A 21,458-nucleotide genomic window follows, 5' to 3' on the forward strand; every position below is an offset into this window, starting at 1 on the left:
TTAAAAATAAAATTTTTAGTGGTGAATTATTAATTTTAATCATAGTATAATAAGAGAATTATTATTTTATCTTGAATAGTATAAATTTATACATGATAAGAAATTAATTTACATAGATGGGATAAAATAATTTAATATTTGGAGATAAAAGTTTTTTAATTGTAATAAGGGGGAATCTGTATGGAATTTAAAAATGAAGATTTAAAAAATAAGTTTGAAAGTCATAAAAATAAGATACAAGAAAATATTGATATGGGAAAAAGTATGGGAGTAAATAAAATTAGTGCAATCCTTGCCATGGATGATGAAAGTGAAGAAATTCAAAGACAGTTAGTAAGTTGGTTATTATTAGAAGGATATAGAATTTCTCTTAAAAAAGAAGATTTTAGTATATTGATGATTGAATGGTAAAAGCTCATTTTTGAGCTTTTATTTTTTTTAGAAAAATTTTTAATTTTATGAATATCATTTGTAAAGTTGTCAAGAATTACAACTGAGGAGTGATGTTCATGAAAAATATATTTAAAAATAATGATAAAAAACAAATAAATAATGAAAATAAATATACAAATAAGAAATTAGCAATGATTTCTGGAATGATTGTATTTGCTCTTGTAATAAGCTTTTTTGGAAGCTATTTTATAACAAATAGATTGACTAATCCTAAATATGCAAAAAATACTACAGAGGAAGATAAAACAGTATACAATAATACTAAGGCTTTAGATGATGATATGATTTTGATTTTAATGAATGAAGGTGTTATTGAAAAAGAACAAAGTATTTTGGAGTTTAAAAAAGAAAACTTTATATCAAGTGACATTAGTCAACAATTTATTGTAAACTTTTTTGAAGCTAATGGATATAATTTAGAAGAATTACAAGATGAAAAAGTAGTTTTTAGTAAAGATGGAACTACAAATGTATTACAACCTAATAAATATTATATAGGTGAGAAAGATGGATACTTTGCAATTTATAAAACTGATAGTGAAGGAAACTTAACAATTGAAAATGAAGAGGATGTATATAGAGATAGTAGATCTATAAATTTTTTACAAGGTGAAGATTTAGAAGATATTAAGAATTTAAAACATTGCTATGATACAAAAGACGAGGCAATAGAAAAACTAACTGCATATATTTCATAATGCTTATCCCATATAATCACTTTTTAAAAAGTGATTTTTAATATACCCTTAAATTATATATTTTTACATGAAGAGATTATAAATAGAATTTGGTTCTTATTTATAATCTCTTTCATTATAGGAAAATAGATGCTTGTATAACATTGTACATAAGAGGAGAAAATATTATTGTAAGCAACTAAGGAGGCGAAGATATGAGTATTATGCCAAACTTTGAATATTTATTAGTTATGCCTAGTGGAAATATTAGAGGTTTCCATGATGAAGAAACAGCAAAAGCATATATTAATAACTACTATTATTTTAGGACAAGAAACAATGACGTAGTTGGCGCATATGAGGATTTAACAGAAGATTTTGATGATATCGCTAATGTAATTTGCTACAAAATTGGAGTAGAAGAAGGAGAATGTAGGTTATATAATACAAGAGAAATAATAGAAAAGATACAAGATGAAGTTATTTTCCAAGATGAAAAGGAAGAGCTAATTTCTAAATTATTATTTAATCCTTCGGAAATAAATACATTTGATTATGCAATAGACAATATATTTACTAATACAGATTCTATTGATATTATGGAACCTTATGGAGATCCAATAACAGGACAATAACATAGTGAGAACTAAAAGAGTTATACTATATATTATGTAAATAGTATAACTCTTTATTATTGAAAAAATTAAAGTAAAATGGTAAAGTATAAGGTAGACTAAAGAAGTAATAACGTTAATATGTAATTGAAAATTGCAAAAACTTAATTACAAAACACAAAAATAATCTAATTTCTAATTAGATTAAGGGGGATGGAAATGTACGAATATATTAAGGGAAAATATATTGGGATTAATAAGGATTATGTTATTATAGAGAATAATGGGATTGGATATAGGATTTTTACATCAGGAGCAACTATGGCAGAAATGCCTAAAATATCTGAAGAAGTTCAATTATATTTAGAACAAATAGTAAGAGAAGATTTCATTGGATTATATGGATTTAAAGATAGAGAAGAATTAGAAATGTTTAAGCTACTTATTTCAATAAGTGGAGTAGGAGCAAAAGCAGCTTTATCATTACTTTCAATAAGTAGAATAAATAATTTGAAGTATGCAATAATCATGGAAGATGATAAGCATTTATGCAGAGCACCTGGAATTGGGAAGAAAACTGCAGGAAGAATAATATTAGAACTGAAAGATAAGATTAAGACAGATGAAGTTTCTGAAGGTGTTGATATTCAACAAGGATTTGAGGATATTGCACCAAGTAATAGTAATGCAATAGGAGAAGCTCTTGGAGCATTATTAGCTCTTGGATATTCAGAAAAAGAAGCTGAAAGTGCATTAAAGAAAGTAAATAGACAAGAATCTGTAGAAAATATTATTAAGGAATGTTTAAGAGTATTAATGGGATAGAGGTGATAGATTTGGAGAGAATTATCACTCCAGATGAGATTCTGGAAGATGGAAATAATGAATTAAGTTTAAGACCTCAGAAAATTAATGAGTATATAGGCCAAGATAAGGTAAAGGAAAGGCTTAATATTTTTATTACAGCAGCTAAAAGAAGAAATGAAGCATTAGATCATGTGTTATTGTATGGTCCGCCGGGACTAGGTAAAACAACATTAGCTAATATTATAGCAAAAGAAATGGGTGGAGATTTAAAAATAACTTCAGGTCCAGCAATTGAGAGAGCTGGGGATTTGGCAGCTATATTAACAACATTAAAAGATAATGATGTTTTATTTATCGATGAAATACACAGATTAAATAGAAGTGTTGAAGAAATACTTTATCCAGCAATGGAAGATTATGCTTTAGATATAGTCATAGGAAAGGGTGCTGCGGCTAAATCTATTAGATTGGATTTACCACATTTCACTTTGATTGGAGCAACAACTAGAATTGGAATGTTAACTTCTCCATTAAGAGATAGGTTTGGAGTTCTTTGTGATATGGTATATTATACTGAAGAACAATTAAAGGAAATAATTGTTCGTTCTGCTTTTGTATTAGGGTGTAATATAACTGAAGAAGGTGCCTATGAAATAGCTAGACGTTCTAGAGGTACTCCAAGAATTGCAAATAGATTATTAAAGAGAGTTAGGGATTATGCTGAAGTATATTCAGATTCTTTAATTAGTTATAAAGAAGCAAAAGCGGCTCTTGAACTTTTAGAAGTAGATGCTCAAGGTTTTGATAGAGTTGATAATAAAATATTAGAAGCTATTATTGATAATTTTAATGGTGGACCTGTAGGAATAGAAACATTATCTTATTTTATAGGTGAAGAACTTGGAACTATAGAGGATGTTTATGAACCTTATCTTCTTCAAAAAGGATTTATAGTTAGAACAGCTAGAGGAAGAACAGCTACAGATAAGGCGTATAATCATTTAGGAAGATCAAGAGGTAAAAAAGTTACGAAAAGACAAACTAGTTTTTTTGAAAGTTAGGAGATATATTAATGAAGACAAGTGATTTTGATTTTTACTTACCAGAGGAGCTTATAGCTCAACATCCATTAGAAAAGAGAGATTATTCTAGATTAATGGTTTTAGATAAAGCTACTGGAGAAATAGATCATAAACATTTTTATAATGTAATAGATTATTTAAATCCAGGAGATACATTAGTTTTAAATAATACTAGAGTAATGCCAGCAAGACTTATAGGAGAAAAAGCTATAAGTGGAGGTAAAATAGAGTTTTTACTTTTAAAAAGAATTGAGGGCGATAAATGGGAATGTTTAGCTAAACCTGGTAAAAGAGCTAAAATAGGAGCTGAATTTACTTTTGGTGAAGGTAAATTAAAATGTAAAGTGGTTGATATTGTAGAAGAAGGGAATAGAATCATAGAATTTTCTTATGATGGAATATTTGAGCAAGTTTTAGATGAACTAGGTGAAATGCCACTTCCACCATATATAACAGAAAGATTAGATGATAGGGAAAGATACCAAACGGTATATTCTAAAGAGCAAGGTTCTGCAGCAGCTCCAACTGCAGGATTACACTTTACAAAAGAACTTTTAGAACAAGTAAAAGAAAAAGGTGTAAATATTGCTTATGTAACATTACATGTAGGTCTTGGAACATTTAGACCAGTTAAAGTTGATGATGTAAATGAGCATGTTATGCATTCAGAATTCTATCATTTAGAAGAAGAGGATGCAAAGATAATTAATGAAACAAAAAAACGTGGAAATAAAATTATTTCAGTTGGAACAACATCTACAAGAACTTTAGAAACAATTGGAGATGAAAATGGTTTTGTTAAAGCACAAAGTGGATGGACTAATATATTTATTTATCCAGGATATAAGTTTAAAGTTGTTGATAAGCTTATAACTAATTTCCACTTACCAGAATCAACATTAATAATGTTAGTTTCAGCTTTAGCAGGAAAAGAAAAAGTAATGAATGCTTATAATGAAGCTGTAAAAGAAAGATATAGATTCTTCTCTTTTGGAGATTCAATGATAATAAAATAATAAAAAACATAAGTTAAAAGGAAGTGAAGTTTTGAGTAAAAGATATACGCTATTAAAAAAAGACGGTAAAGCAAGAAGAGGAAGATTTGAAACACCTCATGGAACAATAGAAACACCAGTATTTATGAATGTTGGAACTTTAGCTGCAATTAAAGGTGGAGTTTCTTCTATGGACTTAAAGGAAATAGGATGTCAAGTTGAACTTTCTAATACATATCACTTACATTTAAGACCATCTGATAAAGTAGTTGCAAAAATGGGTGGATTACATAAGTTTATGAATTGGGATAGACCTATATTAACTGACTCAGGTGGATTCCAAGTGTTCTCATTATCATCAATGAGAAAGATTAAAGAAGAGGGAGTTTACTTTAACTCACATATAGATGGTAAAAAGATTTTTATGGGACCAGAAGAATCAATGCAAATTCAAAGTAATTTAGCATCAACAATAGCTATGGCATTTGATGAATGTATACCAAATCCATCAAGTAGAGAGTATGTAATAAATTCTGTTGCAAGAACAAATAGATGGTTAGATAGATGTATAGCTGAAATGAATAGATTAAATTCATTACCTGATACAATAAATAAAGAACAAATGCTTTTTGGTATTAACCAAGGTGGTTGTTATGAAGATATAAGAATAGAACATGCTAAGCATTTAGCAAAACTAGATATGGATGGATATGCAATTGGTGGTTTAGCAGTTGGTGAAACTCATGAAGAAATGTATAGAATTATTGATGCAGTAGTTCCACATTTACCAGAAGATAAACCAATATATTTAATGGGAGTTGGTACTCCAGAAAATATACTAGAAGCTGTAGATAGAGGTGTTGACTTCTTTGACTGCGTTCTTCCAGCTAGAAATGGTAGACATGGTCATGTATTTACGGGGCAAGGTAAAATAAACTTAATGAATGCTAAGTTTGAATTAGATGAAAGACCAATAGATGAGGGATGTCAATGTCCTGCATGTAAAAACTACACAAGAAGTTATATAAGACATTTATTTAAGGCTAAAGAAATGCTTGCATTAAGACTTTGTGTTTTACACAACCTTTATTTCTACAATAAATTAATGGCTGATATTAGAGAGGCTATTGATAATGGAAACTATAGTGAGTTCAAAGAGCAAAAGCTTAGAGAGTGGAATATAAAAAAATAAAGCTTTAAAATTATGTTTATGAATAAATTATTAAACTTTAAAGTATAAGTGTTCATAGAATTGACATATAAATTTAAATAAAGTATAGTATTTAATACATAGTAAATATTACAATGTATTGTTTTAATATAAATGTGAAGGGAAGGGATTCTAATGGCACAATTATTAGCTACGCTATTACCTTTAGTTGCAATGTTCGCAATTATGTATTTCTTATTAATACTTCCAGAAAAGAAAAGAACTAAGAAGTACAATACAATGTTATCAGAATTAAAAGTAAATGATGAAGTTTTAACTAGAGGTGGAATAATTGGAAAAATCATAACAATTGATGAAGATCAAATGGTTATCCAATCAGGTCCAGATAGAGTAAGATTTAGAGTAACAAAAAATTCTATAGCTCAAAAATTAAATAAAGACGTTGCATAATAAAGAATATTACCCCCTTTTAGTTCATAGAATGAACTAAAAGGGGGTGTTTTTATGGAGTGGAAAGATTATTTTGGAAATGTCCTAAAGGGAGTTGTTGGAGCTGTTGCAATAGTGACTATATTAACTGCTATTTTTTCATTAGTTATGAGTTTTGTGGAAATTAGTCCAGGTATAGACAGTGCTATTAATGTAGGAATAACAAGTATAAGTTTAATATTTGGAACAATATTAGCAGCTAAACTATATGGGCATAAGGGGTGGTTAGTAGGTCTTTCAGTTGGTGTATTATTTTACATAGCATTATATGCCATAGGAGTTTTATTCGGAGCTGAAGCTACTTTAGGTTTATATGATTTAATGAAATTTTCACTTTGTGTATTGGTAGGTATTCTTTCAGGTATGTTAGGTATTAATCTAGGAAGAGACTAAAAGTTATAGGGAGTTATAATTAAATTAATATGACTCCCTATATATCTTTAATATATCATTATATCTAAAATATAAAGAAAAGTAAATATGTAAAGGATATATTTGTAATAAATTACAAATATATAAAAAATATAGAAAAAAATTAAGAGATGATTTACAATATTAATGTAAGGTAAATTTAAAAATAGAATAATTACAACTTTGATGGTAACGATTTCTATAATTCGTATATCATATTAAACTATTTTTAAATTTAAAAATAGGGAGGAGATTTTTATGAAGAAAAGTGGAGCTTTAAAGTACAAATGGCAAATATCAATTATGACTTTGGTCTTTTTTTGCTTAAGTTTGGTACCGTTTCCTAATGGTTTTACTGATGCCTTAGCAGAAACCATATTAAAAAGTCCTGTAATTAATAGTGACGGAACAGTTACATTTAATTATCAAGGAGATGGTACAGAAGAGGCTGTAAAAGTAAAGGGAGAATTTAGTAGTTGGAATACAATTGATATGACAAAAGGGGAGAATGATATTTGGACACTTGATGTTGAAGGAATATCAGGAATAAGTCAATATGGAATAGTAACATGGTCACCAGATACAAAAGATCAAGAATGGGGAGATTGGCAAGGTGATCCGTTAAACTCATATAAAAAAGATGGTAATCCAGCCGTAGTGGTTAATCCACAAGTTAGCAATGGGAGTGTTACATTATATTACTTAGGTAATGGAACAGAAACTAGAGTAGCTGTTAAGGGTTCTTTTGATGAAAACTGGGGAGTTTTACATGAGATGACTAATGAAAGTAGCTCTAATATTTGGTCTGTAACTATGGATATAGAACCAGGTAATTATGAATATGGAATAGTAACATGGTCACAAGATACAAAAGATCAAGAGTTGGGAGATTGGCAAGGGGATCCTTTAAATCCTAAACATTCAGAGGATGGTAATTTTGCTTCTAATGCATTACTTACAGTAGGAGAGGATTCAGATGCTGATGTACCTAATGAGCAGGATAAAAAAGTAGTAAAAGTAAGATTTATGAAAGAAGGCGAAACTAAATACGATAACTGGGGATTTTGGACATGGTACCCTGGTGAAAATGGAAAGTTTGTTGAGTTTGATTATGTAGATAAAGAAGGTGCATATACTTTATTAGAATTACCAGCTAATGTAACAGAAGGTGAACTAGGTATTATAGTTAAAGAAGGACAAGGTTGGGATAATAAAGCTACTGGAGATTTAAAATATGAAATTTCAGAGTTGACTAATGACAATAATGAAATTGTTGTAACTTATGGTGAAAATGAAAATCCAAAGAGTGTTGAACAAAGAGCTTTTATAAAGGAATATGAAAATATCACTGTAAATATTCATTATAAAAGAAGTCAAAAAGACTATGATAACTGGAATTTATGGACATGGTTAGATGGAGTAGAGGGAGAAAAATTAGAATTTACTTCAGAAGATAGCTATGGTAAAGTAGCAACTAGAACTTATGAAAATTTAGTTAATGATACTAAATTAGGGTTTATTGTTAAAAGAACTGAAGGCGATAATGAATGGGTTGAGAAAGATGTAGATAGCAATAGATTTATTGATTTAAGACATGTATCTAGTGATGGAACATTAGATATATATTTATCACAAGGCAAGGAAGCATTTGGTTATCATTCAGCTTTAGTATCAAAAGAAATAACTGATTTAGATGGACAAGTAAATGGTGATATGCTTTATCATAATACTTGGGATAGCCTGTATAAATATCCATTTGGCGCAGTTGCAGAAGGAACTGATGTAACTGTTAGAATGCATGCTCAAAAAGGTGATTTACAATATGCTAGAGTATTAGTTAGAAATACAAGTACTAATAGATCAGACCTTTACAATATGGAAAAGGTGTCAACTATAACTGTAGATGAAGAAGAAGTTGATATATGGGAAGCAACATTTACTCCAGATGAAATTGGTGTTTATGGATATAAATTTATTGCTGGTGATGGAGATACAGTAAAATACTATGGTGAAGATGCTAATGAAGGAAAAACAGGAACTGTTGGAGATAAAAACGGACTATTTTTCCAATTAACAGTTTACGATAAAGACTATACAACTCCTGATTGGATGAAAGAAGCTGTTGTATATCAAATATTCCCAGATAGATTTAACAATGGAGATACTTCTAATGATGATGCAAAAACAAATGCAAGAGGTGAAGAACCAATTGAAGTGCCAGATTCATGGGATTCACTTCCTGATAATCCTAGATTAGGCGAAAATAATATGGATGATATTGATGGTGCCTATTCTGGAGATGGAATATGGTCAAATGATTTCTTCGGTGGAGATATAAAAGGTATTCAAGAAAAACTAGATTACTTACAAAGTTTAGGAGTAAATACTTTATATTTAAATCCTATATCTATGGCATCTTCAAATCATAAGTATGATGCTACTGATTATAAATCATTAGATCCAATGTTTGGAACAGAAGAAGATTTTAAAGAATTTACTGCAGAGCTTAATAATAGAGGAATGCATCTAATTGTTGATGGTGTATTTAATCATGTGGGTGATGATTCAATTTACTTTGATAGATATGGTAAATATGATACTGTTGGTGCTTATGAATATTGGGAATATGTATATGATACAATGAATAACGAAGGAATATCAGAAGAAGCAGCTATGACTAAAGCTGATGATTACTTTGTTAAATCAGGACAAACATTCAGTGAAGAAAAGTGGCATTTATGGTTTAATATCAAGAATACTAAAGTTGATGTTGGAACAACTAATGAAAGATATGATTATCAAGGCTGGTGGGGATATGATTCATTACCAGAATTTAAATCATTAACTAAAGATGAAGCTATTTCATTAGGATTAGCAAGTGAAAATGATGAATTTGTTGATAAAGCTAGTGAATGGAACAATAAAGAATTAGTTGATTATATTTATAAAGATGAAGACTCAGTAGCTAAACAATGGATTGACTGGGGAGCAGATGGTTGGAGACTAGATGTTGCCAATGAAGTTGATACTGTATTCTGGAATGACTTTAGAGAAGAAATGAAAGCTCATAATGAAGATACACTTATTTTAGGTGAAATTTGGGATGATGCTTCAAAATACTTTGTTGGAGATCAATATGATTCAGTAATGAACTATAGAATAAGAGCTGCATTAATTGATTATCTAAAGAATGGTAATGCAACAAGATTAAATGATACTTTAATGGCTGTTTATGAAGATTATCCAGAAGAGGCTTTCTATGCATTGATGAATTTAATGGGTTCTCATGATGTTGCAAGAGCTATATATATATTAGGTGGAGGAAGCGATTCTTCTGAAAGAGCTGAATTTGGAAATTACGATGAAGATTTAGGAAAGCAAAGATTAAAGCTTGCAGCTTTATTTGAATTTGGATATGCTGGAGCACCTACTATTTATTATGGTGATGAAGCAGGGGGTACAGGATCTAAGGACCCAGATTGTAGAAGAAGTTATCCATGGGGCAATGAAGATACTTCATTAATTAGTTTTTATGAAGCTATAGGAACAATTAGACAAGAGAATAAGGATTTATTCTCTCATGGAGATTTAACAACTTTATATACTGGTTCTGAGGGTGTATATGTTTATGGAAGAAGCTATGAAGATGATCATGCAATAGTAGCAATTAATCCTACAAATACTGATGCAAAAGTAACTGTTGATTTAAAAGAATTTACTGGAAATGGTACGAATTTTGTTGATGGATTAGATTCTTCTTATAATGTAACAGTTAAGGAGGGAAAAGTAGAAATTACTATTCCTGCAATGACTGGAAGAATGATGACAAGTACTAACGTTATAAAGCTACCAGATGCAGTTAGTAAGGTTACAGGTACAGAAGGAAATGGAGAAGTAACTTTAAAATGGGATTCTGTAAAGGGAGCAAAGGAATATAAAGTTTACTCTTCAAGCTTCAAAGGAAGTTTACAAACAGAGGTTAAGACAGTAGAAAATACTGAACTTACAGTTGATGGATTAACAAATGGTAATAGATTATACTTTGCAGTAAGTGTAATAGATAAAGATGGAAATGAATCACTTTTAACTTGGAGTGATGAATTAACTCCTCATTCAGAAATTACATGGCTTGGAAATCTTAGTGATGTAGATGCAGAAACTGTTGATATATCAACAGCTATAAATGTTAATGCTGAAGTATATATTGAAAATATATCTAATGAAGAAGGTGTTTCAACAGGTTTAGTTGGAAGATTACTAGTTAAATATCCAGGAGATAAAGACTTTACTGTAGTAAATGGAAGTTATGCTGGAGAAGCTGGAAATAATGACTTATTTGCTGCTTCATTTATAGCAAATAAAGCAGGAAAATATGAATATAAATATGAATTTACTACAAAAGGAACTTATGGATTTAATTATGTAGATTCAATAAAATCAACAGAAACAAAGACTTTTGAGTTAGCAGTAGTTAACGATGGAGTACCAGCAGAAGCAATTAAACTTGAAACTCCAGAAGAACAATCAGGAGAAGTAAATTTAAATTGGACTGTTTTGGGAGAAAATAATATTGCTTTATATGAAATTGTAAGAGATGGAGTTGTAATTGCAAGAATTCAAGATGGTTCTATTGTTTCTTATAAAGATACAGATGTAAAAAATAAAACAGAATACAAATATGAAGTAATTGCTTATACAAATGGAGGAAATGCTGTTAAATCAAATGATGTTTCAGTAACTCCAGATTTAGTAATGGTTGAAGTAACATTCAAGCTTAAAGCACCTTCATATACACCACTAGATGCAACTATAACTATGCCAGGTGCAATGAATGGATGGGATGTAGGTGCTTGGGAAATGAGTAGAAATGGAGCAGTAACAACTGACTGGACTTATACTATATCTGTTTTAGAAGGTGAAACTATTGAGTATAAGTATGTTAAAGGTGGTAGTTGGGATCAAGAGGCTTTAATGAACTATTCTAATCCTAAAGCTGCAAATCAAAGTAAGTATGGATGTACAACTGGTGAAGGTGGAAATGAAAAAGTTGTTGTTGTAAATCAAGGCGATGGAAAAATGTTAGTTGAAAATGAAGTTGTAAGATGGAAGGATATGCCTGTAGTAGTTTTAGATCCATCAACAGGAAGCTATACAAAAAATGAAACAATTACTGTTAGAGGTAACTCAATGTTAGATCCTAACTTAACAATAAATGGAGAGCCTGTTGTTGTTGATGAAAATGGTAATTTTGCACATGAAGTAAAATTAAATGTTGGTAAAAATGATATAGCAATTCATATTGAACCAACAGAAGAAAATAAAAATAATCCTGATATCTTTAACAATAATGAAGAAGCTATTGGATTTGCAACTAAGGATTTAAATTTAGAAATTACTAGATTAGGAGAAGGAGAAGAAATTCCAGGTCCAGTAATTAATGCAGAGGATAAGACTATTAAGTTAGGCGATGTATTTAATCCATTAGATGGTGTAACAGCAGTTGATGCTTCAGGTAATGATATTACTGAAAAAGTAGAAGTTGTAGAAAGTACTGTAGATACTTCTAAAGAAGGAGAATATAAAGTAGTATATAAAGTTGTTGATGATAATGGAAAAGAAGTATTAAAAGAAATAAAAGTAACTGTAGCAAAGGATGGAGAAGTAGAAGAGCCAGGTGAAGATGATGATTCTAATAAACCTGGAACTGGTACAGAACCTGAAGATGGAAATAATAATGATAATAGTAGCAACAATAATACTACTAATAATAACGATAATAGTAATAATAAACCAGGAGTTATACCTCAAACAGGAGGAACTAATACCATTTATTATATAATTATTGCATTAGTATTAGTTGCTGGAGGAGTGTATTTTACATTCAGAAAGAAAAAAGTAAGCTAATTTATTAATTTATATTTAGCAATTTAATGTCAATAAGATTAAGTTCTTATTGGCATTTTTTTATTATTTAATTTTAGAATGAGAAGATTAAATAGAATTGACAAATTTTTAAGAAAACGTTTAGAGAATAAGGATTTTATATAAATAAATGTAAAAATATTAAGAAAATAAATAAAAGCTTGATGAAAATGAATAATAGTTATACAATAAATGTAATATATGTAAGTATATTGTAAGATTAAAAAGGGGGATATTAAATGAAAAAAAGAAACTTGAAAGTGATGTCAATTGTTATGACTGCAATTATGGCTATAACATTATTAACATCAAATGGAGGAAAAGAAGTAAAAGCCTACACTTTAAGTGGAGGTAAGAATTTAAAAAAATCTTTGTTAGAAAATTTAGGAAGTGAAATTTCAAATGGGGACAAATTTTCTAATGTAGATGGGTTACAAAAGGATAATGAAAACTCAACATTAGAAGAGTTAAGTAACCCTGAAGAAAAAGTAAGAGTAATAGTTGAACTTAATGATATACCAGCAACTATGCAATTAGAAGATGGTGTACAACCATCGGAGCAACTAATTGAAAAGGTGAAAGAAGCACAAAAACCAATACAAGAAGAAGTAATGAATGAAACAGGAGAAGAAGTAAGGCATACTTTTGGAAATCTTATTAATGGATTTTCTATAGAAGTAAAAAGAAAAGATATAGAAAAAATTAAAGATGTTGATGGAGTCGCAGAGGTTAAAGAGGTTAATGTTTACTATCCAGATATAAATTCAGCTAAAGAGTTTACTGAAGCTATAAATGTATGGAATGATTATGGATATAATGGAGAAGGATTAGTTGTATCTATAATTGATACAGGAATTGACCCAAGTCATAAAGATATGAAACTAACAGATACATCAAAAGCGAAGTTAAATGAAGATAATACTAATATAGGACCAGGTAAATTTTATACAGATAAAGTTCCTTATGGATATAATTTTGCTGATGAAAATGATGAAATTGTAGATGTTAATGGTAGTATGCATGGAATGCATGTTGCTGGAATAGTTGCTGCAAATGCGTCTGAAGAAGAGGTTAACAATAATGAAGGAGTTAAAGGAGTGGCTCCAGAAGCTCAAGTTCTTGCAATGAAAGTTTTTACTAATAATCCTGAAATAGAAGGAGCATATTCAGATGATATAATTGCTGCGTTAGAAGCATCAGTTGAATTAGATGCTGACATAATAAATATGTCTTTAGGATCTACAGCTGGATATAGAGATCCAGAAGATCCAGAGCAAGTTGCTATAAAAAATGCTACTGATGATGGTGTAATATGTGTAGTTTCTGCAGGTAATTCTGCTACATCAACAGATCCATATATTATAAATGGTGTAAGTGATATAGCTGTTGTTGGTTCACCAGGACTTGCTACTGATGCACTTCAAGTTGCTAGTAGTGAAAACTCAGTAATAACTTTACCAGCGTTACAAGCTACTATTGGAAATGAAACAAAATTAATGGGATATACTCAATGTGATATTAGCCCAACAGAATTTTTTAATTCAGACACTAAATTAGAATTAATAGATTGTGGGTTTGGTAATCCAGAAGATTTTGAAGGAAAAGACTTAAAGGGAAAAGTTGCTTTAATAAGTAGAGGAGATATAACTTTTGTAGAAAAGCAAATAAATGCACAAGCAGCAGGTGCAACGGCTGTAGTTATTTATAATAATGTAGATAACTCAGCTTATATCAATATGGCTACTGATTCAAGTATTAAGATACCAGTAGTATTCATTACTAAAGAAGATGCTGATATTTTGAAAAATGGACCATTAAGTGAGGCTACAATTTCATTTAATAATAAAGTTGTAAATTTAGCAAATCCAGAGTCAGCAACAATGTCTAGCTTTACTTCATGGGGACCAGCTCCAAATTTAGAGTTTGCACCACAAATTACAGCTCCTGGTGGAAATATTTATTCAACTTTAAATAATAATAGTTATGGTTCTATGAGTGGTACATCAATGTCATCTCCACATGTTGCTGGAGCAACAGCATTAATTATTCAAGGTTTAAAAGAAAATGGAATAAACCTTGAAGGAAGAGAATTAGTTGAATTTGTTAAGAAAACAATTATAAATACTGCAGAAACATTGACTGAAACTAATGCATTGGGTGAAGAGAATATTCCATATTCCCCTAGAAGACAAGGTGCAGGAATGATTCAAGCTAAAGAAGCCATAAAGAATAGGGTATTAGTTACTGATGAAAATGGACAAGCTACTGTATCTTTAAAGGAAATAGGGAATACAACAACATTTAAGTTAACTTTAACTAATTATAGTGATAAAGAAGAAAGGTATACAGTAGAATCTTTAGGTGATGTATTAACAGCATTTACTCCAACTATGATAGGTGGAGATGTTATATCTGGATATATGGCTTTTGACACAGTTTTAGATGGAGCTAGTATATCATTTGATAATAATAAGATTACTGTACCTGCTAATGGAACAGTAGATTTAAATGTAACATTGAATGTTGAAGAAGGAACAGTATCAAATAACTTTGTAGAAGGATTTATTAAGTTTATTTCAGAAAATGAAGATACACCTTCATTAGTAGTTCCTTATATGGGTTACTATGGTGATTGGAGTGCAGATACTATAATAGACGGAGCTGTATGGGATGAAGAATCAATAACAATATCACCAAGTTTTGCAGCAACAGAAGTATTAGGTGATTATAATTATGCTGGTTATGCTGGTAGAGATGAAGTTGGTAATATTATTATAGACCCAGATAAAATTGCAATATCACCAAATGAAGATGGATTAGGGGATGAATTCTTACCTGTATTATATTTCCTGAGAAATGCAAAAGAAGTTGCAGTTGATTTACTAGATGAAAATGGAGAAGTAATAGCAGAAAATGTTTCTGGCGGAGTAGATTTTAGAAAAAAAGTATTTAGTAGTACAGGTGGATCATCAGCATCAGTATATAATAATATATCTTGGGATGGTAAAATATATAACAAGAAAAGTGGCAATGATGAAGTAGTAGAAGAAGGACAATATTATTTGAATTATAAAGCAAAGGTAGATGGAGATAATACTTCTTATCAAGAGTTTATCATGCCAGTTAAGATAGATTTAACAGCTATAAAATCTAATTTATTATCTAATACCAAATCAGAAACAAGTGATTATAAGTTAGAATTAAATTTTGATGGGGAATTAGAAAATGGTAATTTAAATCAATTACTTATTGCAGTAAATGGTGAAGTATTAAGTGATGAAATAATTTCAACTGCAACTGTTGATGGAGATAATTTAAGTATTGATTTAACATTGGTTGATAATTGTGTTAATAGTATAGAAGTATTAACACTAGATAATGCCTATAATATGGGGGATGATGTATTTGAAATTGCTGTTGGAGAGTCTGAAGCTATTGTTAAGTTAGTTAATTTCCCAGATGCAGCTTATTTAGATACTAATGAATTACTTGTTGAAGGTGTTTATTCTGGACCAGTTGATAAGATATTAATTAATGGAGAAGAACCAGATACAAAGGCTAATGGAGAATTTACTAAGGTAGTAACTTTAGAAGAGGGTGAAAATACTATTAAGCTTTATGCTACAGATATTGATGGTAATGTAATAGTAAATTATGGTCATAAAGTATATTGTGATATTTCAGCACCAAATTTAAATATTTTCTCACCTATTGTTAATGAAGAGGGAATTTTGATTACAGATGAAGATACAGTAATAGTAAAAGGTTCTGTAAGTGATAAATCAGAGGGATATTCTTTATACTTAAATGGTGAAAAGAAAATGAATGTTGAATTAAGTGGAAGTAATGAAGAAAGTAATTATAGAGAGTTTGAGTATGAAGTTCCAGTTGTAGATGGAGATATAATTACATTAAAAGCGGTAGATTTAGTTGGTCATGAAACAGTTAAACAAATAAAAGTAAATGTAGATAAAACTATTCCTACTATAAATATTGAAGGTATTGAAAATAATAAGATTTATAATGAGAGTGTAACTCCAAAAGTATCAGTTAATCCAGAAGAAGCTACATTAACAGCAACTTTAAATGGTAAAGATTATAATTTTGATGAAATATCAGAAGAAGGGGTTTATGAATTAGTAATTACTGCTGTAGGTGCTAATGGTGTAGAAAGTACTTTAGTTATAAACTTTACTATTGATAAAACTGCTCCTATTATAACTGTTAATGGAATAGAAGATGGTAAGATATATAACATTGATGTAATACCTAATATAACAGTAGAAGATGGTGAAACAGTTTCAATTACTTTAAATGGTGAAGAGTATGATAAAGCAGCAATTGTTGATGAAGGTAAATATGAGTTAATTATAAAAGCTGTAGATAATGCTGGTAATAAGACTGAGGTAGTGTATAATTTTGAAATTGATAAAACTGCACCTGAAATAACTGTTGATGGTGTTATAGATGGAATGAAGTATGATACTGAAGTAAAACCAGTTATAACAGTTAGTGAAGATACAGAATTAACAATGACATTAAATGATGAAGTTTATAACGGAGAAGAAATAAAATCTGAAGGTGATTATATATTAAAGGTAGTTGCTAAAGATAAGGCTGGAAATATTACTGAATTAGAATTAGAATTTTCTATTAAGTTTCCAAGTAGTTCAACTGAAAATCCAACGCCAAAACCAAATCCAGGAGAAGGAACAGGTTCAGGTATAGGAACTGGAACTGTAAATGATGATAAAGGAAATGGAAATAAAGGTAATGGAAGTAATAGTGTAATAACTACTATTCCTAAGACAGGTGGAACTAATAGTATTTATGTTATAGTAGCAGCATTTATATTAGTAGTTGGTGGAAGTGTAATTGGATTTAAAAGAAAGAAAAATAACTAGGCTATAATATTTGGTATGGAATAAACAGAAGTTAAACTAGATTAAAAGTTAAGATTTAGAGTTTGGATTTATAAGGTATAAAAAGGTATGATTTCTTTTAGAGGAATCATACCTTTTTAATGTGTAAATTAATGAATATATTAATTAGTAAAATATTTAGTGTATGCATTTAAATTATATTTACCCTCTTCAACATATCTTTAACCTCAAATAATCTACTTTCTAAAGCATCAATTCTAGATGAAAGACGTTCCCTTTCTGAAATGTTATCAGTATTATTTAATTTGCTATTTAAATTGTCTATATCTGTAGCAAGTGAAATTATTTCGAGAGTATACTCCCATGCACTTTTACCCATATTTTAATACCTCCATAAATAAAATTCTAATAATATACTATGAAAGAAATAAATAAAAATAACCATTTTTTATAAAAAACTTGTTTAAAATTAATGAAAACGATATAAAATGATAAAAATATGATGAAATATTAGTAAATATATTAATGAGATAATTATTCTAAAGAATATAAATTGTGAAAACACAAAAAATAACTTGGATAGTATCTATATAAAAGTAGTTTATAAAAAAGTTTTTGTTAAAAAATATACAAAAAATTTTAAAAAACTCTTTACTATTTCAGAGCAAAGTAGTATGATTTAATCAAGGAAAATAATTATTAATCGAAAATAACTATTAATAAAATATCTATATTCTTTTAGGAGGAATTTATTATGAAAATAGTAGTAGTTGGATGTACACATGCAGGAACAGCTGCAGTAGTTAATTTAAAGGAACTTCATCCAGAAAGTGAAATTACAGTATATGAAAAAAATGATAACTTATCATTCTTATCATGTGGAATAGCTTTAAATGTTGGAGGAGTAATTAAAGAAACTAAAAATCTTTTCTATAATTCACCAGAAAACCTTGCTAAAATGGGCGTAATAACAAATATGAAGCATGAAGTTTTAGATATAGATTTTGAGAATAAAACTTTAAAAGTTAAAAATCTTTTAACAAATGAAGAGTTTGAAGATAATTATGACAAATTAGTTCTAACATTAGGATCATGGCCAATTGTTCCTAAATTTGAAGGTGGAGATTTAGAAAACATTTTATTATGTAAGAATCATGATCACGCAATTGAAATAATTGAAAAATCTAAAGAAGCTAAAAATGTAGTTGTAATTGGTGCAGGATACATTGGTGTTGAACTTGTAGAAGCTTTTGAAATGCAAGGTAAAAAAGTTACATTAATAGATGCAGAAGAAAGAATTATGGCTAAATATCTTGATAAAGAATTCACAGACATAGCTGAAAAAGAATTTGCTGATAGAGGTGTAAACCTAGTTTTAGGAGAAAAAGTAGCTAAATTTGAAGGTGAAAATGGAAAAGTAACTAAAGTTGTTACTGAAAAAGGAAGCTATGAAGGTGATTTAGTTATACTATGTATTGGATTTGCACCAAGCACTAAGCTTGTTAAAGGTAAATTAGATACCCTTCCAAATGGAGCAATTATAATTGATGAATATATGAGAACTAGCAAAGAAGATGTATTTGCAGCGGGAGATTGTTGTGTAGTTAAATATAATCCAGCTCATGATACAAGATATATTCCTCTTGCAACAAATGCTGTAAGAATGGGTACTTTAGTAGCTAGAAACATTGTTGAGCCAACTCTTAAATATATGGGTACTCAAGGTACTTCAGGAATTAAGATTTACGAAAAATGTATAGCTTCAACAGGATTAACTGAAGATGTAGCAAAAGCTACAACTAAAATGAATGTTGGTTCAGTATCATTAACTGATAACTATAGACCAGAATTTATGCCTACTTACTTACCTGCTACTATTAAGTTAGTTTTTGATAAAGATACAAGAAGAGTAATTGGAGGACAAATAATTTCTGATATGGATTTAACTCAATTTATGAATACTTTATCAGTAGTTATTCAAAATGAAATGACTTTAGAAGAGCTTGCAATGACAGACTTCTTCTTCCAACCACACTTTAATAAACCATGGAGCATTTTAAATGCAGTTGCATTAAAAGCTTTATAAGATTTAAAAGGTAATCTAAAAATAGATTACCTTTTTTTGTTAAGTTTTTATGATTTTTGTTATATTAATAAAATATTAATAGTAATATTGTAAAGGGAGGTGACAAATGAAAAATAAATATATGAAGTCTATAGCAATAGTTATAGCAATATGTATAGTTACTGGTATAGTGCTAAAAATGAAGATAAGTAAAATTAATAATGATTCACAAGCTAAGAATCAAAATATAGATGTTAAAGGAAGTGAAGGTGAGGAAAATATAGCTAGTAAGTTTATAGAAGATGGAGAAATGAGAGGGGTTTGGGTATCTACAGTAAGTAATTTAGATTGGCCAGAAGTTGGGAATTATGATGTTAAAGTTCAAAAAGAATTATTAAAAGAAAAATTTGATTTTATAGAAGAACAAAATATGAATACAATATTTTTTCAAGTTAGACCAATGGGAGATGCTTTATATGAATCTAGTTATGCTCCATGGTCTAAGTATTTAACAGGAACTTTAGGGGAAAATCCAGGATATGATCCTTTAGAGTTTGCTATTGATGAAGCTCATAAAAGAGGACTGGAACTTCAAGCATGGTTTAATCCATTTAGAATAGATAGTAATTCAGAAAAATTTAATATAGATAATTATATAGATGAATTACCAGAAGAATCACCATTAAAAAATAATCCTGATTGGATAGTAAAATATAATAATTATCATTATCTTGATGCAGGAATACCAGAGGTTAGAGAATATGTTATTGATACAATAATAGAGGTTGTAAAAAATTATAATATTGATGGTGTTGTTCTAGATGATTATTTTTATCCATATCCTTCAGGAGGAGTGGAGTTTCCTGATGAGGATACATATGAAAAGTATGGTGAAGGTTTTAGTTCAAAAGATGAATGGAGAAGAAACAATATTGATTGTTTTATAAGTGAATTATATAGTAAAATAAAGAACACTAATGCTGAAGTGAAATTTGGAGTTAGCCCATTTGGAATATGGAGAAATGGAGAATCTGTAGGTGGAAGTGATACAAGTGGGTTAAGTAGTTATGATGATGTTTATGTGGATTCTAGAAAGTGGATTCAAGAAGGATGGATTGACTATATTATTCCTCAAATATATTGGCAATTTGATTATAATTCAGCTCCATTTGCAACACTAGTTGATTGGTGGGCAAAACAAGTAGAGAATACTAATGTAGAGCTATATATTGGGCATGCAGCTTATAAGATAAATGATTCAAGTTATGGTGAGGCATGGCTTAATGGAAATGAAGTGATAAACCAAATACGATATTCTAGAGCAAATAGTAATGTAAAAGGTAACTGTTTCTTTAGATTAAAGACTTTAGAAGAAAATAGACTTGGATTTACAGATAAGTTAAAGGAATTATATACTAGGTAAATAAGAGTAAACATATTAAGATAAAAGTAGATTTTAAATATATAGTAAAAGTATTAATATAAAATCTATAATAAATATAAAAATAAAGTATTATTTCTAAGAGCAATGGTGAAGTAATGGACCATTGCTTTTTTATGTATTTAAATATTTAGTTTTTATATATAGAAATCTGTTATATTAAATTGTTGTTACCAACAATTTAATATAACAGATTTCTATGAGGATTAATAGGTATTTATAAAAGGGGAAATGAAAAGAAGGGATTTTAAGAAATTTTTATTCATTTCGGTTAAACATAGTCAATATTTTCAAAAGAATTCCAATATATAATATGTTTTTGGGTTACAATTAATTTAAAGAGGAATGAAAAATGACATTATAACTTATATAAATTTATATTAAATTATATAAATAACAAAATATTAGAGAATGCATAAGAACAGTTATTATTTTAGAATATTTATAT

General features: G+C 29.1%; 14 protein-coding genes. 13 read left to right on the forward strand and 1 reads right to left on the reverse strand.

Annotated elements, in window-relative coordinates:
• Positions 1–180 precede the first annotated feature (180 nt).
• The 11 genes from EJJ37_RS16225 to EJJ37_RS16275 all read left to right on the forward strand — a co-directional run bounded on the left by EJJ37_RS16225 (position 181) and on the right by EJJ37_RS16275 (position 17,525).
• Positions 181–411: a hypothetical protein gene (locus EJJ37_RS16225; RefSeq protein ID WP_133016531.1), complete on the forward strand. Its 231-nt coding sequence runs from the start codon at positions 181–183 to the stop codon at positions 409–411.
• 98 nt (positions 412–509) lie between these two features.
• Positions 510–1,151 (forward strand): hypothetical protein, encoded by a 642-nt coding sequence (locus EJJ37_RS16230; RefSeq protein WP_133016532.1) that lies wholly within the window; start codon positions 510–512, stop codon positions 1,149–1,151.
• A 194-nt stretch (positions 1,152–1,345) separates the two neighbouring features.
• Positions 1,346–1,765, forward strand: coding sequence for a hypothetical protein (locus tag EJJ37_RS16235; protein ID WP_133016533.1), 420 nt, complete (start codon positions 1,346–1,348; stop codon positions 1,763–1,765).
• A 198-nt stretch (positions 1,766–1,963) separates the two neighbouring features.
• Positions 1,964–2,569 (forward strand): Holliday junction branch migration protein RuvA, encoded by a 606-nt coding sequence (ruvA, locus tag EJJ37_RS16240; RefSeq protein ID WP_133016534.1) that lies wholly within the window; start codon positions 1,964–1,966, stop codon positions 2,567–2,569.
• A gap of 11 nt (positions 2,570–2,580) precedes the next feature.
• Positions 2,581–3,612 carry a Holliday junction branch migration DNA helicase RuvB gene (gene ruvB / locus EJJ37_RS16245; RefSeq protein ID WP_133016535.1) on the forward strand — a complete coding sequence of 344 codons (1,032 nt, stop codon included), beginning with the start codon at positions 2,581–2,583 and terminating at the stop codon, positions 3,610–3,612.
• 11 nt (positions 3,613–3,623) lie between these two features.
• Positions 3,624–4,649, forward strand: a complete 1,026-nt coding sequence (gene queA, locus EJJ37_RS16250) for a tRNA preQ1(34) S-adenosylmethionine ribosyltransferase-isomerase QueA (protein ID WP_133016536.1) — start codon at positions 3,624–3,626, stop codon at positions 4,647–4,649.
• Positions 4,650–4,680: 31 nt separating this feature from the next.
• Positions 4,681–5,820: a tRNA guanosine(34) transglycosylase Tgt gene (gene tgt / locus EJJ37_RS16255; protein ID WP_133016537.1), complete on the forward strand. Its 1,140-nt coding sequence runs from the start codon at positions 4,681–4,683 to the stop codon at positions 5,818–5,820.
• Between the two features lie 153 nt (positions 5,821–5,973).
• Positions 5,974–6,249: a preprotein translocase subunit YajC gene (gene yajC, locus EJJ37_RS16260; protein ID WP_133016538.1), complete on the forward strand. Its 276-nt coding sequence runs from the start codon at positions 5,974–5,976 to the stop codon at positions 6,247–6,249.
• A 54-nt stretch (positions 6,250–6,303) separates the two neighbouring features.
• Positions 6,304–6,681 carry a TIGR04086 family membrane protein gene (locus EJJ37_RS16265; protein ID WP_133016539.1) on the forward strand — a complete coding sequence of 126 codons (378 nt, stop codon included), beginning with the start codon at positions 6,304–6,306 and terminating at the stop codon, positions 6,679–6,681.
• Between the two features lie 276 nt (positions 6,682–6,957).
• Positions 6,958–12,603 carry an alpha-amylase family glycosyl hydrolase gene (locus EJJ37_RS16270; RefSeq protein WP_133016540.1) on the forward strand — a complete coding sequence of 1,882 codons (5,646 nt, stop codon included), beginning with the start codon at positions 6,958–6,960 and terminating at the stop codon, positions 12,601–12,603.
• 257 nt (positions 12,604–12,860) lie between these two features.
• On the forward strand, positions 12,861–17,525 hold the full coding sequence (locus tag EJJ37_RS16275) for a S8 family serine peptidase (RefSeq protein WP_133016541.1): 4,665 nt from the start codon (positions 12,861–12,863) through the stop codon (positions 17,523–17,525).
• 169 nt (positions 17,526–17,694) lie between these two features.
• Here the strand turns inward: EJJ37_RS16275 and EJJ37_RS16280 are convergent, their stop codons facing one another.
• Positions 17,695–17,883, reverse strand: coding sequence for a hypothetical protein (locus tag EJJ37_RS16280; protein WP_133016542.1), 189 nt, complete (start codon positions 17,881–17,883; stop codon positions 17,695–17,697).
• 375 nt (positions 17,884–18,258) lie between these two features.
• Between EJJ37_RS16280 and EJJ37_RS16285 the strand changes: the two genes are divergently transcribed.
• Both EJJ37_RS16285 and EJJ37_RS16290 read left to right on the forward strand, forming a co-directional pair.
• Positions 18,259–19,590, forward strand: coding sequence for an FAD-dependent oxidoreductase (locus tag EJJ37_RS16285; RefSeq protein ID WP_133016543.1), 1,332 nt, complete (start codon positions 18,259–18,261; stop codon positions 19,588–19,590).
• A 106-nt stretch (positions 19,591–19,696) separates the two neighbouring features.
• Entirely contained in the window at positions 19,697–20,992 is a 1,296-nt protein-coding gene (locus tag EJJ37_RS16290) for a glycoside hydrolase family 10-like protein (protein ID WP_133016544.1), read from the forward strand.
• Positions 20,993–21,458: the final 466 nt, after the last annotated feature.

Source organism: Clostridium cuniculi (genome assembly GCF_004353185.1).
In the GTDB taxonomy this organism is placed as follows: domain Bacteria; phylum Bacillota; class Clostridia; order Clostridiales; family Clostridiaceae; genus Clostridium; species Clostridium cuniculi.

Bases quoted from the DNA above. Each gene is read 5' to 3' on its own strand.
- EJJ37_RS16225 (WP_133016531.1), top strand. From the start codon at position 181: ATGGAATTTAAAAATGAAGATTTAAAAAATAAGTTTGAAAGTCATAAA.
- EJJ37_RS16230 (WP_133016532.1), top strand. From the start codon at position 510: ATGAAAAATATATTTAAAAATAATGATAAAAAACAAATAAATAATGAA.
- EJJ37_RS16235 (WP_133016533.1), top strand. From the start codon at position 1,346: ATGAGTATTATGCCAAACTTTGAATATTTATTAGTTATGCCTAGTGGA.
- ruvA (WP_133016534.1), top strand. From the start codon at position 1,964: ATGTACGAATATATTAAGGGAAAATATATTGGGATTAATAAGGATTAT.
- queA (WP_133016536.1), top strand. From the start codon at position 3,624: ATGAAGACAAGTGATTTTGATTTTTACTTACCAGAGGAGCTTATAGCT.
- yajC (WP_133016538.1), top strand. From the start codon at position 5,974: ATGGCACAATTATTAGCTACGCTATTACCTTTAGTTGCAATGTTCGCA.
- EJJ37_RS16265 (WP_133016539.1), top strand. From the start codon at position 6,304: ATGGAGTGGAAAGATTATTTTGGAAATGTCCTAAAGGGAGTTGTTGGA.
- EJJ37_RS16270 (WP_133016540.1), top strand. From the start codon at position 6,958: ATGAAGAAAAGTGGAGCTTTAAAGTACAAATGGCAAATATCAATTATG.
- EJJ37_RS16275 (WP_133016541.1), top strand. From the start codon at position 12,861: ATGAAAAAAAGAAACTTGAAAGTGATGTCAATTGTTATGACTGCAATT.
- EJJ37_RS16280 (WP_133016542.1), bottom strand. From the start codon at position 17,883: ATGGGTAAAAGTGCATGGGAGTATACTCTCGAAATAATTTCACTTGCT.
- EJJ37_RS16285 (WP_133016543.1), top strand. From the start codon at position 18,259: ATGAAAATAGTAGTAGTTGGATGTACACATGCAGGAACAGCTGCAGTA.
- EJJ37_RS16290 (WP_133016544.1), top strand. From the start codon at position 19,697: ATGAAAAATAAATATATGAAGTCTATAGCAATAGTTATAGCAATATGT.